Here is a 13,477-nt window from a genome sequence, read left to right on the forward strand (position 1 = left end):
CTGCTGCCCACGCCGCGCCACCGCCATCGTGCAGGCCATCCTGGCCCTGCACCACATCGAGAACCCGATCCACGGCAGTTGAAAAGCGCTCAGTGATGTCCCGCCCGCCCGCCGACACCGAACCAGCCGAGCCGTCAGTCGTCACATCACCACTGACAGGCGCAGGGCTGCCCCTACCTGTCTTGCGCGACAGCGTCTGTCGCGTTGTCCCGCGCGTGGTGGTCACCACGGTCGACCGCGACGGACGTCTGGCCGATCAAACACCAGTCACCCATGTCGGCTGGTCGCCAGGCGACACGGTCGCACTGCACACCCGAGCCGGCCCCGTCATCGTCGCGCGCACCCCGCCGGCACGGGCTGACACCCGGACGGTCATCACCAAGCGGGGCCACTTGCGGCTGCCGCTGCACATCCGGCGCATCTGCGAGCTGGTCACCGGCGACCGCGTGGTGATCGTGGCTCACCGGGAGCCCGGTGAACTGATCATCATGCCGGCATCCATCGTGGCCGACTTCGTCACCACTCACCGTGGGGAGGACCCATGACCAGGACACCTTCACACGCCACCGACCAGATCGCCATGGTGCGCGCACTGCTCGACCAGCTCGGTATACGCCCCGAACAACTGCTCACCGCCGCCGGGTCGCCGATCCGGGAGATCCCGACGTTCGACGAATACGTCCCGCAGGTAACCGCTGCGATATCGGCCGGCAGTCGCCGCGTCTACCAGCCGTACTTTCGCAAGATCTGCCGCCGCTGGGGCGCCCGACGCATCACCGAAGCGACTGCGTCGGACATCAAGCGTCTCGCCGAGGACATCCGCGACGAGGCCATCATCCGCCGCAACACCCGCGGCGGGCGTATCGCCGCGGAGCACCTCATCTCGGCGATGCGATGCATCTACCGACATGCAGAGCTGGACGGCCTGATCGACGAGGCCGGTAACCCGGCGGCCCGGGTCGCCAAACCGCGGCGGCTCGCCAACGCCCGCCACGCCCTGTCCGAACAGCAGCTTGCCGCTGTCGTCCATGTCGCGACGACGACCGGCAATGATCGCGACCTGGACGGGCTCCTGATCCGTCTGCACCTGGAGACGGCCTGCCGCCGCGCCGGCGCGCTCGGGTTACGGCCACGTGACCTTGACCCGGACCAGTGCCTGATCTCCCTGCGGGAGAAGGGCGGCACCGCGCGCTGGCAGCCGGTCTCGCCGACCCTCATGCGATACCTGCAGGACCACCACGCCAGCCGTGGCGACAACGATCAGCACGGGCCACTGCTGCTTTACCGCAACGGCAACCGGCTGACCCGCCGCCGCTACGACTCCCTGTGGCGCCGGCTCGGCCTGCACCTGCCGTGGGTCGCGACCCAGCAGGTCACCACCCACTGGCTGCGTTACACCACGCTGACCTGGGTGGAACGCACCTTCAGCTACGCCGTCGCGCGTGCCTTCGCCGGGCACAGCGGGCAACGCGACATCGGCACCACGATCACCTACGTGCACGCCCAGCTCGACGAGGTCGCCGCGGCGGTCGCCGTTCTCACCGGCGAACCCCACCCGCTCGCCGGTTCCCGCACGACCGCCGCATCGCACTCGCTCCCCGTCCTCTTCGCCGCCTGAACGCATTCATGAAGCAGGCGCCGGCCGGCGTAATGGCCAGCGCCTACCTCCGCTGATACGCGCACAGAACCAATCGGAAGGTCGGGCCCCGGACCGGAGTGACGTGATCACGATGCGCCACGTATCCATTGCGTGGCGATGTTTCAGGTGAAATTGTTCTCACGCCGGACAACACTCCGGCTATTGCTGAGGTATTGTTCACGCACCGATTGCTCTCAGCACCCGAACGTTTCAGGAGTATCCGTGGCCAAGCAAGTCATTACTGTTCTGACCGATGACCTCGATGGCGGCGACGCCGACCGCACCATCGAATTCGGGCTCGACGGTGTCAATTACACCATCGACCTTTCCGACAAGAACGCCGGCAAGCTCCGTAAGGCCCTCGACCCCTACCTCGACAAGGCCACCCGCGTCGGACGCACCGCAGGCAGCGGACGGATCGGCGCCCGCCAAGCGGCGCCGGCTCGCACGAACCGTGACCAGAACCAGGCCATCCGCGAATGGGCCGCCAAGAACGGCTACGAAGTGTCCGAACGCGGCCGCATCCCGAGCGCCGTGGTCGACGCCTTCCACGGCGCCAAGTGAGCAGCTACCCATAATCCTGCTCGTCACCGGCGATTCGCCAGGTGGCCAGCAAACAACGCCGACCGTGCCCGATCTGTCGGCGATGCGACCGGTTTCTGTCCGCCCCTCACCGTCACCACATGCCCCGGATGCCGCCGGCTCAGAAAGCGCAGATGGCAGCCTGGCGACACCGTCGCATTCTCGGCCCGACGGCCACCGTGCAACGGCCGGCTAACTGCTGACCCGGCGGCACAAAACTTCCATCACGTTGGGGCTCATCCGGGCCCCTCGGTCTGACCGGCGAGTGGTTCCCAACGGCGCCTGCGTCGAGGTGGCAGTCGGCCCGGGTGGTCCGAACCTCGTGCGGGACCCCAAAGATCCGGCCGGGCCGGGCCGGTGCCGGACTTCGCCGCCGACAGCTGAATCAGCTTCGTCGACGCCGTCAATGCCGGCCGCGTCGATCAGCCATGCGGCTGACCTCAGCCGGTTCGCCGCCACCGCCACACCGCGCTGGCGGCGGCCGCACCCACGGCGACCAGCGACACGTCCCGCACCCCACGCGCGACCCGCCGACGGGTCCTCGGGGGCAACCGCAGCGGAGTGGCCATGTGCCGGCGCGGGAGGCTTTCAGCTGCTCCTGAGACACCAAGTCGATGAACCGCTGCCGCCGCCGGGTCTGCGTGCCGATCCACGAGCACCCGAACGGCGCCACCACTCCCACGCCAGGGCGTTGGTGAACATCATCGAGGTCAACTCCCGCAGCTCATCGTCGTCCACCTCGCCGAGTTCCCATGCGGCCAGCCAGCAGTGCATCCACAGATTCGCGTAGACCTCGAGCCGTCCGGTCGGGCTCGCGCTACCTCCGGCTCCAGGATCTGCAGGACCTCCGGGTCGCCGAGGGCAATCTGATCAGCTCGTGGCGGCGTTGCCGTCGTGACGCCGACCTGCCCATCGACACCCCACCGCAAAGTCACTACAGCGCCTAACGCATCACGAACAGTCCACGGTCCCACAAGCCGCGCGGGATGCGGCGCTCATGGAGTACTTGCCGCCATGCTCCTGTCGAACCGGACGGCAACAGGCGACCATCGCCGGTCCGTACCGCACCGGGGCCAGGCGGTCCCGGCTCCCGGTGCGGTTCACGACGTGGAACACCGCCGCGGCGGCTGGTATCCCGATCAGCCGTTTGCGGCGGCGGGATGGGGTTCGCCGGTCAGGGCCGCCAAGGCCATGGCCACCTCGGGCACGGTCGCCCGCACATAACCCGCCGTGGAACTGCTGCTCCCGCTGCGCTCGTCGGTGTGTCCGGCGTAGGCGCGGGCGATGGCTTGGCCGAACCGGCGTTCGACCCAGGTCAGGGTGGTGTGGCGCAGCCAGTGGGTGCTGATCTGCTGCGCCCGTACCCATGGCAGTTCCCGGCCTATCCGCACCCAGAGGTGGTCGTAGCGCCGGGAGGTGAGTGGGCGTCCGTCGCGGTAACGCAACAGCGGCCTCTCCCGGTCCCCGTTACCGCGCTCGGCGTGATGCTGCAGTAGGTGCCGCATCAACGTGGGGGAGACCGGCTGCCACCGCGAGGTGCCGCCCTTCTCCCGCAGGAAGATCAGGCACTGGTCCGGGTCCAGGTCCCGCGGCCGCAGGTTCAACGCGCCGCCGCGGCGGCACGCCGTCTCGGTGTGCAGCCGGATCAACAAGGTGTCCAACTGAGGGTCATCACCGATCCGCGCGGCCACCGCGTTGATCTCAGCCAGCCGGGTGTCCGCGATCGCCCGCCGGGTGCTGGGCACCCGGCGCGGCTTGGCCACCTTCGCCGCCGGATTGGCCGCCGCGTCGATCAGCCCGTCGGCCTGCGCCCGTTTGTACAGACACCGCAACGCCGCGACCAGATGCTCGGCCGCCGACCGTCCGCCACGGGCGTTACGGCGCGGCACGACGTCGGCTTGCACCTGACGGCACAACCGCTCGATCTCCGAGGCCGCCGGCTCGTCGATCCGCCGATCACCCCACACCGCGAGGACCTTGTTCCAGTACGACCCGTACGCCCGCCGCGTCCCCGCCGACACCGCAGCCGCGACCACCGGCACATACTGCGCGAACGTCGGCGCCACCGCCCGCACCGCCGGGGTCTGCAGCAGATCTTCGGCGGTAATCCCCATCCGTTCCAGCAGCAGCCGGGCCGCCTGCACCTCGGCCGGGGTCGGTGGCGCCGCGCTCATGCCGCACCCCCTGCCTGTGTCGCGGCCAGCAGCGGCCCGAGCACCGGCAGGGGATAGCCGGTCAGCACCCCGGCGTCCAGGTCGGCCGCCAGCAGCAGCCGGTCACCAGGGTGCAGCTCGCACCGTCGGCGCACCGGCAGGGGCAGCAGCAAAAACCCCCGCCGGTCGACCCGACCGGTCGCTCCGGCCTTCGGCCGGGCCACCACGGTGCCGCGGTACACGCGGACATCGAGGTGCTGGCGGGGCGTCCAGCCGAGAGCGCGGACGATGCCGCGGTCGGCGATCCGGCCGCTGCGGTCCACCGCGCTCAGCGCGTAGGCGATCGGCGTGGCCATGACGGGGGCGCCGAGGTCGGCCAGGGGCAGCGGCCCGCGAGCCGCCTGAAGGGGGCCGCGAGCGGGATGGATCGCCGGATCACTCGCGGGGATGACAGGTGCGACGACGGGAGGGTTCACGAGGACCACCCCCGCCGACCGGCCGCGTGATGCGGCCCTGTGCGGAGGAAAAGGTGTTCAGAGATCTCTGAACACCACCACGGGTTTCTACGCACCCATGCGGATTTTCTGTGTCCGAGGCCCAACACGAGTGATATTCACACCCTCGTCGCCCGCGTGCTGCCGACTCGAATGTAATCGTCGGACGGCGCGTTCGCACTGCACCTCACGGTGGAAGGTCGGCTCCCGGCGCCGACCGGGGGCATCATTTCCGCCGTCAGGCCCGGAAGCCGGCCTGGGCTCGTGCGGTTCGGGCGATCAGCCTCCGGTGGTCGGTTTGGAGCAAGCGCCGGACGTCGTCGTGCTCTGGGCTGTCGGTCAGGGAGCTGGCCAACGCATATCTGACGGCCGGCTCGGGGTCCATGGCCAGCTTGACGCCCAGGCCGGACCACTGGCTGGGTGCGCGCACCCATACTCGTGCGGCGAATGCTCGGGGTGCCTTATTGGGATGCGCGGCGAAGACTGGGAGGTCGATCTGGAGGGCCTCGACCGGGAGGGCAATCAGGGCGTGCGCGATGTGCAACCAGTCGGTATCCCGGGCCCCAGCCATCAGGGAGACAGCAAGCTCCTGAATCTGCGTGAACTGCTCCTGGGTGGTCGCCAGGACCGCCGCGACGCGGAGGGCAAGGGCCGCGAGCGGCGGGGTGCTGCCAGTGACCTTGAACCGGGCGAACGGGCCGTTGTCGATCCCGAACGCGACCACGCTTTCGGTAGGCTCCCGGACGAAGCTCATGAGTGCGTTGAATGTTGCGTTTCGCGTCTCGACCGGCAAGGTGGGGCCGAGATACAAAATCGCTCCGAGGGCGTCGGAGCGATTCTCGGCGGCGTCGCGCACCTCGGCCACCCGGGCCAGCATCGCCTCGGCGAAGGCGACCCGATCGGCGTCGTCCAAGATTTGCGTCAAGAGGGCCGTTTCCTTCAGTGCCGTGCCGAACGTGGTGACACCCGGGTTGAACTCGAAGGGCTGCGAGTCACGCTCGAAGGAGGAGCGAGCAACCTCCAGTGCCTTCCCGACGTCACCGCCAGCGAGCACGATCGTGAGAGCGGCGTGCCGGTTTCCCTCCGAGGCCGCTGTCGCCAGGCGCTCCGAAACGCGTTCCGGATCGGAACGGAAGAGAAGCTCGCCTCTGTCGGACGCGTAGGCGGCAATATGGTTATTCAGCAGCACGGCATCGCACAAAGCATCCATCACCTGGGCGCTCAGCGAAGGATGAGTCTCGGCAATGGCAACCAACGCTTTGATGTATTCCTCATAGAACGCAAAGAACGAGTCGGTCGTCGAATCGGAGAGGTATTCCTCCGTCATATTCAGGAATCCTTCCGCCTCTTCCAGCGATGCGGCTCCGCAGGATCCGGCGAACGCTGCAAAGGCGGGCCCCCACGTGTCGTCGGGCGAACGTGAGAACTCCTTGGTGGTGAGCTCGCGATACGAAGCGCTCGCCCACTGCCCGGCCGTCTCCTCCGGAATGAGCTCGGCGGCCACCGACGCGAAGTGGAAGGACGCCGCACGCTCCCATGCCGGCTGATCGTCCGATGGTGGATAGAAGTCGAGCGGCTGGTCGGGCAACCGGCCGACCAAGGCCTTCAGCTTCTGCCGGTAGCCACCGAAAATGTAATGCCTGATAGCTTCGGTCCATTGTCTGGTTTCCGCGTACAGGTCGCCGAACCGCTCGTGCGCAAGGAACTCTTCCTGCCAATCGGCACCCAGTACCGCGTACGAGAGGTGCTGGTGGAGGTTGTGCCGCGCATCGGGCCACCGTTTGTCGAGGATGTTGGACGTCGCACGTGAGGCGTAGGGCTGCGGCTCCGGGATGACCGAGCCGCTGCCACCTGCCTTCAGCGCCTGCGCGAGCAGGTGAGTGTCACCCGCCTCCTCCTGCGGACCGTAGTTCCGCCTCCGGACCCAGACCGTGGCGTACAGCCAGGACGCCGCCGAGTCGTTGAGTCCCGCTTGGACCGCCACGTCGATCGCGTCTTGCCAGCGCCGCAGTGCTTCCTGCGTATGCCCCTTGATGGCCAGATGCCGTGCATGACGAGCGGCGATCCACGCGACGGCGTTTGGTGGGTAGTGCCGCCTCGCGTCGTCGAGCTCACTCCAGTCGCTGGCTGCTTCGGCGAGGCACATCAGGATGCGTGCGCGGATCGTCAGGTGGTGATCGTCGAGAGGGGTAGTCAGGGCTGCGTCGCGCAATCTTTCCATCCGAGCAGCCAGGAGATCAGTCCGCCGCCACACGATGCATTGTTCCGCCAGAACCAGCGCGCATTCGAGGTACTTCGGATCGGTGCTTTGGAGCTTGTCAAGGGCAGAGGCGACGTCATCGATCTCCACGGAATGCTCGTAACCGAACGCGGCCACGTAGGAAAGCGCGCCGGTTGAACGAATGATCGACGCGGACAGATGCTGGCGATTGCTGTTCAGCGCGCGTACGTGCTCGGCCACACCGAATGAGTTTCCGGAGGCGTGGAGGTCCCATCCCAGGGCGAGGCGGAGCGCGGCGGCGGTCTCGAAGTCTCCGCCGGATTCAAGGGCCGCGCACTGGCGGGTCCGGAGGAGGATCGCGTGTCGTGCGAAGGGGGTCGTTTCGAGTCTGGACGCGACCTCGGCGAACAGGGCGGCCGCCTCCGGGGGAGACTCAGCCAGACGCTCTTCCGCCTGCTGGAGCCGCTCGGCCTCGCCCAGGTGAGCGATCGGGCCGCGTAGCACCGCGTCCGGCGTGACCGGCGGAACGCCGTTAAGCCGCCGCTCGATTGCCGCGAGCTCAGCGTCGCGCACATGGCGTTCGCCCTGGCGCTTTTGCTGCTCCTTCCACTCCAGCAGTTCCTCGATCGAGTAGGCCGAGTCATGCTGGTCGACCGGTGGGTGATGCACGCCGCAGAGGAGAAGCAGATTCTCGAAGCCGTTTATGTCGTCCGTATATGTCGGGTCGTGGCGCGGTCCCTTGGGCGACTCGGACCGGATATGCGCGATCTGCGCCGTCGGTGTCAGCAGGCCTCGGTCCTCGAAAATGATCGGGCTCGAACACCCGGGGTATGCGCAGTGACCCGCCGTGCCGAACAGGAGCTTCAGCGTTAGCTGTGAGTAACTGCGTGGCACGGGATGATTCTAGCGGTAACCGTGGTCACTCACCCGGGTGGAGCGGAGCGACACGCTCGGCGGGGCCCACCGCCCTAGCGGAGCTTAAGGTTCACCTCGTCGTGCTGGTGACAAGCCGGTACAAACGAACCAAGCTGGCTGACTGCGGGTTGCCTCACCGGCCATGCTAGTGCGGCTCAAGAGGACGGTGTAGGGCCTGGTGCCAAGGTTCATCGTCCTCTATGGCAGCGCCAAGGGCATCGTGGTGCGAGGGCGGCGCGAGAAGGCGAGTTGATAGTGGGACGCGGAGATGTCGCGGGACGTCCGAGCAGAGGGGGTGCCCGTTGGGTGACCTCTCCAACAGAATTTCGCCGAGGAAGACCGGGCGAAAGGATTCTCATGCTGCGAGAGGAATTGCTGGAGCGGATTGCAAGCTTGCCAGCTGGCACGGAAGTGGGGATAAGGTTTGGTGGAGAGCTCTTTGGAATCGAGGACGTGCATCTATTGCCGGCCGATGACGAGATTTTCGGGATGCTGGCCTGCACGTCTGCTGACGTTCGCTCGATGCTGCTTGACTGGGGATATGCGTCGCGTCAGATCGAGATGATTTTGGCCGGCAGCTGGGCCGGTGGTATCCCGGCACCCGAACTGAGCGACGTCGGGCGGAAGAATTGAATAGCGACGAACCCTCGGCGGTGTCGGTTGAACGCTTACGGTGGTACTAGTTGGAGACGCGGGTCGATGGTGACGGGATGGCTAAGGCGGTTATAGAACCCGCTAGCGGAAATCAATGAGGTGGGGACCTGCGGCTGGCAGGAGTGTGTGCGGTACATCAGTTAGAAGGCTGCTCAGTACTTCCGAGTCTTCGCTCGTGGCGTAGATAATTTGCGCCGAGCTGCTGTCACGCCTCAGCCGACGAAGAAACGCCGCCAGGCTGGCCCTGTCTGTCTCCTGCTGACGTGGCTCGTCAAGCATAAGTAAGCCCAGGTGATGCGCGCCGGGCTGAGTAGCTGCCTCAAGAAGCGCAGTGTAATAGGCCCACTTTGTCCGGATCGTGTCAGATGCGCTCATTCCCATCGCAACGTCAAAAGTAAGCTCGAACCCATCGTTAACCGGGAGAAGCGTTCTCTCGTCGATTGTGACAGACTCAGGCGAGAGGCTACGAAGGTTGTATTCAATCAGCTGTTCTTGAAAGCTAGTCCGAAATCTGAGGAGTGTCGCCTGATCATCTTTATCCGCGACACCAGTGCCGAGTGCGATTCTCTTTGCTCGAACCTCGTCCAAGCTGATCGCGAGTTCGTCCAATTCTTCGTCTATTACTGCAACGAGTTCCCGTACGCGCTTCGCTGCACGCAATCGACCGTCAATTGAGAGGCGTTCTTGGACGTCGGCAAGGCTCGGTGCGTTGGACGGCCCAATAAGCTCATCGCGGAGAAGTCGGACTCTGTCGCGAGCCTCAGACATGGCAGCGTCCGCAGCCCTTGCGGATCTCGCAAGTTCCTCTAATCGCTGCGTCGCGGAGCCCTGCATGGAGAGCAGAGTCACCCGTTCTGCATCAAGGAGTGCAATGTTTTCGTCTACCGAACTCACACTTTCAGTTACGACTTCGCGTACGTCAACCTCTTGAGAACAAGTGGGACAGCGGCCCTCGGCAAGGAGCGGGAGTTCCAATTCGCCGCCAAGCCGTTCGATTCGCTTAACGTCTCCAAGTTTCTTTTTATCCTCTTCAACGCCCTTGAGGCGCATTGCAATAGCGTCTTGATCACCACGGGATAGCTCAACCTGCTCACGTAAGTTTCTCGCGACCGCGCCGAGACGTTGCAGTTCTCGCTCAGCCTGAGCAAGCTCCGCTCTGGTCTGAGCGGTTCGTTCGCCAGCATTGTCGCTCCCGGTTCTCAATTCTCCGAGGCGATGTCTCCACCGTTCTTCGGCCGCCGAAATCGCAATCCACTCACCGGCGACATTGACCTCCAGGGAAGCAGCACGCCTTTGAGCCGCACTTGAGGGCTTCTCGCCGAGACCAACTAGGCGGAAATTCTCGGTTTGAGCCGCCACCAAAGCCCGATTGACCAGCACTCCCCAGTCCCGAGAGAGTGAGGCTTCCTCATCTTTAAGTGCTTCAATATCGCGCAAGCGAGCGAGGGTGTTCAGACCCAGAACGTATTCAACGCCTCTTCTTAGTGGTTCCCGAATGCCGTAGTGAGTAGGTATTCGCGGAGCGATCCCGGACCATCCGAATTTCTGTTCAATATAGAACAGAGGAAATAGAACTTCTAGGTACAACCGGGTCACTCCACCGGAGAAGTTCGGCACCAGTGGGAGTGTCCACCCCAGAAATTCTGCTAGGAGTCGATGAAATCCAGCACGGCTCGTAGTGGAACCGGACTCGCGCACGAACATGTCTACTTGGGACGCATGGTCAAGGGCAAGTTCCGTGTCTGCTCGCCATACCTGGAGGAGATCACGTTTAACGTCCGGACTCAGCCCCCAACGCCTAACTTTTAAATATTGTCCTGCACCATTCACGACCGTAAGCGTCACGTATGATTCCACTACTGCGTACCGACCGACTGATGTCTCAACGACAGTCGTCATCGCAGGACCCAACGGCGATCTGCGGCTAGCAGACTGAGATCCTTCCAGACCAAGGGCATAGACAATTGCCTGCAATAGCGTCGACTTGCCCCAGCTGTTTGCGGCATTTAGAACATTAAAGCCTGGCCCAATTCGGGCTCTATATTCGGCGATTCCGTCCGATGTGACGACGGTGAGCGCGACCGAGGAAATTTGCATGCTCATGGTTATTTCTCTCCATCGGTGCGTCTAGGAGCCTTAGGTGGCGTGCCCAAACGTCGCCACATGGCTATCTCGCTGATCTGACCCAACCCGGCAAGGAGCTGCTGTTCCTCGATCATGAGGTCGTCACTATTTCTGACGGCAGCGACGAGAGTTTTTCCGAGATCGGTGAGCTTCCGTCGACCATTTGGTTGAGCATCGACGAGGCCGGCGGCCTGGGCGAGCTTCAGGGTGTCATCGAGCGCTGTGTCCCACGCGCGCAAGCTAACTGTAGGGTCATGAGCGTCCCACGCTTCCAAAAGCCGAGCGCCATTGCTTACATCACGAAGTGCCCAAGAAAGGACGTGAAGTTGTTCAACTGTTGCTGATTGACCGCGACAGCCCGCTAGGCAAAGTGCAAGAGCGGTCACCCTCCATGCAGCTCGCTCTTTGCCGGGCAGCGGCATCGGCACCGCCTGGATCGACAAACCACGCCCGCTTAAGGCCTGCCAGTCTTTTCGCCCTGCCCTGCGTGACAGGCTGCCGGATGTCCGAGTTGAACCGACATTGGCGTTCGCGATGGGTTGCTCGGTCATGCCACTGAGTCCTTAAGCCTCAACGGACATTCGATCAGCCAGAAGGCTATGTAGTGCTTCGCGAGCTCATCGCACGCAATTGGTGACATTGCGGGAACGTCTCGTAAGAAACTAGCGGCCAGCTGATCGACAAGCTGGGCGAGATCTGGCGATGAACCGGCACCACCGGTCGCGGCGACTTTCTTCACCGTCCGAAACGTTGCCCTCGCTCGCCTCAGAATGGTCTCGTAGGCAAGTCCATATCGACCTTGTAGGACTTCCAGCTGCTTCTTTCCGTATACGTATTCGTACAAGGTATCTTCGCAATACTCGTCGAGTAGGTCCGGATTGTCAGCGAGGCGTGGATGTTCCGAAAGCTTCTGCCTCAACCCTTGCTAAGGCTTTGCATGGAACTCAACTTCGGCTGCTGGCGGATCTGGGACGTGTACACGAATGGATCCGGCCGACATGCCGTTCATTGTAGCTAGCTGGGCGGCGAAAAGCTCGCTGTCATTGGAAATGATGATTTGAAAGTCATCGTGACACCATGGCGGCCGTGGATTCAAATCCCTGATCTTTTTGCTCTTGTAGCGAGCGTATTTGATCAGCTCTTTGTCGTCATATTCTGGTGTCAGGAGTACCCATCTTCTTATCTTGTAGTCTGCTCCTAAAAGCTTCATCGTTTCGGCTGGCTTGGTAACCAGCTTGGCGATGTCGTCGCGTATTTTCCCTTTTTGTGAATCGGTTTGAGAGGCGACCGTGTAAGAGTCTTCTGGGGCGTAACATTGATAGACAATGCCGTCATCAAGGCGGTACGCCTCCAGTCCACCGTCTCCGTCGACCCGGGCGGGAATGATCTGAACATCATCGCCATGTTTGATCCCCAGAAGTGCGCAGCAGTGGACTTCCCACTCGCCTCCATCCCACTGCTCCCTCACGACCACAAGATGCTCCGCCCTGACGCAGTGGACTTCTGGCTGTTCGACCAAGTGGGCGTGTTCGGTCAAGGACCTGACCGAACGGCACCACCCCGGATCGTAACCGAATGCACACCTTGGGTACATGGTCTGCTCTGGAGCGGTGCCGTACGAACTTGGTCGTGCGCCGGCAGTGTCCAGTGTGGGCCAGCCCTACGACAAATCAACCACAAGCAAGATCGCACAACCGGTCCGCCGCTGGTCACGGCTCAGATGGGATGTCGACCTTCGGATCGGAGCTTCCAAGATGATCACATCTTCAAGCGGGGACCTCATCGCCGCTATCGATCCGGCCTGGGTACACAACGCGTCGCACGCCTATACATAACGGCGCGCTTCGCGGCGGGCGCCGCGCTTACGTTGTTTACAACGGCTACCGAGCTCGGCAGCGCGACGGCCGTGGGGGCGATCTTCGCGGGAGCTGCGTTTATCGCTTAGTTGTGAACCGTTGAGGTCCAAGAAGAGACTTGTGCCCATCGAGAGAGTCCACGGAGCAGCACGCCGAGAATGTTGGATCGAGCTGGTAGTCGTCAGTTGGAAATCGCCCGGCGACCTGACGATCTCGAAGAATGGCTCGGGGCTCTGAGCGAATCTCAGAAGCTTCGACAGCCTCCGGTCCGCATGGGCACCGCCACGACTAGCCAGGGCGGACGACTTTCCTGAGGTCAAAGACATCCACGGACGACGGCAGCTGGATCGCCCAGGACCTACGAGCGAGGGATCCGGTGCGGCCAGCACCGCACCTATCGTCGATACGTGAGTGAGAAGTCCTGGGTAGCTGCGGGCGTCGTCCTCAACGGTGGCCGCATCCTGCTGGTCCGGCGGCGAGTGTCAGAAGCCGACTCTCGTGGCAGTTCCCAGCCGGAAAGGTCGATCTCGGTGAGGCCGCCGACGCAGCGGCGGTCCGAGAAGTCCTGGAGGAGACCGGCGTTGCAGTACGAGCCGCCCGGGTTTTAGGACGGCGGGTCCACCCTGACACCGACCGAACGATGGTTTACGTCGCCTGCGAGTTCGTTGGTGGTACAGCGCAGGTTGCAGCTCCAGAAGAGATCGCGGATGTGGCCTGGTGTGAGCGGGCGGCCGTCACGACCTATGAGCACTTTTCATCTGGGTTCGTTCAGGTGGGGGCAGGGCGAGGGAGTCGATAGCTGGGCGGGGTGAGGCTCCCGGTAAGACAAGCAATCGACC

11 protein-coding genes and 1 pseudogene are annotated in these 13,477 nt (G+C 63.8%); 5 read left to right on the forward strand and 7 right to left on the reverse strand.

Going from position 1 to position 13,477, the window contains the following annotated elements; all coding sequences use genetic code 11:
* The first annotated feature begins 215 nt into the window (after window positions 1–215).
* The 3 genes from ACGFIO_RS44060 to ACGFIO_RS44070 all read left to right on the forward strand — a co-directional run bounded on the left by ACGFIO_RS44060 (window position 216) and on the right by ACGFIO_RS44070 (window position 2,203).
* Complete coding sequence (locus ACGFIO_RS44060; RefSeq protein ID WP_392837212.1) at window positions 216–545, forward strand: hypothetical protein; 330 nt, start codon at window positions 216–218, stop codon at window positions 543–545.
* Complete coding sequence (locus ACGFIO_RS44065) at window positions 542–1,618, forward strand: tyrosine-type recombinase/integrase (protein ID WP_392837214.1); 1,077 nt, start codon at window positions 542–544, stop codon at window positions 1,616–1,618. The genes ACGFIO_RS44060 and ACGFIO_RS44065 overlap by 4 nt, the downstream gene beginning before the upstream one ends.
* 243 nt (window positions 1,619–1,861) lie before the next feature.
* Window positions 1,862–2,203, forward strand: coding sequence for an Lsr2 family protein (locus ACGFIO_RS44070; protein WP_392837215.1), 342 nt, complete (start codon window positions 1,862–1,864; stop codon window positions 2,201–2,203).
* A gap of 606 nt (window positions 2,204–2,809) precedes the next feature.
* Here the strand turns inward: ACGFIO_RS44070 and ACGFIO_RS44075 are convergent.
* The 4 genes and pseudogenes from ACGFIO_RS44075 to ACGFIO_RS44090 form a co-directional block, all read right to left on the reverse strand.
* Window positions 2,810–3,013, reverse strand: a pseudogene (locus ACGFIO_RS44075) (DUF6082 family protein); the annotation flags it as partial.
* Window positions 3,014–3,360: 347 nt separating this feature from the next.
* Window positions 3,361–4,395, reverse strand: coding sequence for a tyrosine-type recombinase/integrase (locus ACGFIO_RS44080; protein ID WP_392837217.1), 1,035 nt, complete (start codon window positions 4,393–4,395; stop codon window positions 3,361–3,363).
* Window positions 4,392–4,850, reverse strand: coding sequence for a hypothetical protein (locus ACGFIO_RS44085; protein ID WP_392837219.1), 459 nt, complete (start codon window positions 4,848–4,850; stop codon window positions 4,392–4,394). Before ACGFIO_RS44085 ends, ACGFIO_RS44080 begins: the two co-directional genes overlap by 4 nt.
* A gap of 256 nt (window positions 4,851–5,106) precedes the next feature.
* Window positions 5,107–7,983, reverse strand: a complete 2,877-nt coding sequence (locus ACGFIO_RS44090; protein WP_392837221.1) for a hypothetical protein — start codon at window positions 7,981–7,983, stop codon at window positions 5,107–5,109.
* 378 nt (window positions 7,984–8,361) lie between these two features.
* On the opposite strand from ACGFIO_RS44090, the gene ACGFIO_RS44095 reads away from it, so the two are divergent.
* Window positions 8,362–8,637 (forward strand): hypothetical protein, encoded by a 276-nt coding sequence (locus ACGFIO_RS44095; RefSeq protein WP_392837224.1) that lies wholly within the window; start codon window positions 8,362–8,364, stop codon window positions 8,635–8,637.
* Window positions 8,638–8,739: 102 nt separating this feature from the next.
* Here the strand turns inward: ACGFIO_RS44095 and ACGFIO_RS44100 are convergent, their stop codons facing one another.
* From ACGFIO_RS44100 to ACGFIO_RS44110, 3 genes are all read right to left on the reverse strand, one after another.
* Complete coding sequence (locus ACGFIO_RS44100; protein WP_392837226.1) at window positions 8,740–10,761, reverse strand: hypothetical protein; 2,022 nt, start codon at window positions 10,759–10,761, stop codon at window positions 8,740–8,742.
* A 2-nt stretch (window positions 10,762–10,763) separates the two neighbouring features.
* Window positions 10,764–11,333, reverse strand: coding sequence for a hypothetical protein (locus ACGFIO_RS44105; protein ID WP_392837228.1), 570 nt, complete (start codon window positions 11,331–11,333; stop codon window positions 10,764–10,766).
* Window positions 11,334–11,707: 374 nt separating this feature from the next.
* On the reverse strand, window positions 11,708–12,250 hold the full coding sequence (locus ACGFIO_RS44110) for a hypothetical protein (RefSeq protein WP_392837230.1): 543 nt from the start codon (window positions 12,248–12,250) through the stop codon (window positions 11,708–11,710).
* 809 nt (window positions 12,251–13,059) lie between these two features.
* On the opposite strand from ACGFIO_RS44110, the gene ACGFIO_RS44115 reads away from it, so the two are divergent.
* Complete coding sequence (locus tag ACGFIO_RS44115) at window positions 13,060–13,437, forward strand: NUDIX hydrolase (RefSeq protein WP_392837232.1); 378 nt, start codon at window positions 13,060–13,062, stop codon at window positions 13,435–13,437.
* Window positions 13,438–13,477 lie beyond the last annotated feature (40 nt).

Origin of the sequence: Actinoplanes sp. NPDC049265 (genome assembly GCF_043197135.1) — a bacterium.
GTDB lineage: Bacteria > Actinomycetota > Actinomycetes > Mycobacteriales > Micromonosporaceae > Actinoplanes.

What these genes read in the sequence shown, in the direction of transcription:
- ACGFIO_RS44065 (WP_392837214.1), top strand. Translation starts at nt 542, where the DNA reads ATGACCAGGACACCTTCACACGCCACCGACCAGATCGCCATGGTGCGC.
- ACGFIO_RS44080 (WP_392837217.1), bottom strand. Translation starts at nt 4,395, where the DNA reads ATGAGCGCGGCGCCACCGACCCCGGCCGAGGTGCAGGCGGCCCGGCTG.
- ACGFIO_RS44095 (WP_392837224.1), top strand. Translation starts at nt 8,362, where the DNA reads ATGCTGCGAGAGGAATTGCTGGAGCGGATTGCAAGCTTGCCAGCTGGC.
- ACGFIO_RS44100 (WP_392837226.1), bottom strand. Translation starts at nt 10,761, where the DNA reads ATGAGCATGCAAATTTCCTCGGTCGCGCTCACCGTCGTCACATCGGAC.
- ACGFIO_RS44105 (WP_392837228.1), bottom strand. Translation starts at nt 11,333, where the DNA reads ATGACCGAGCAACCCATCGCGAACGCCAATGTCGGTTCAACTCGGACA.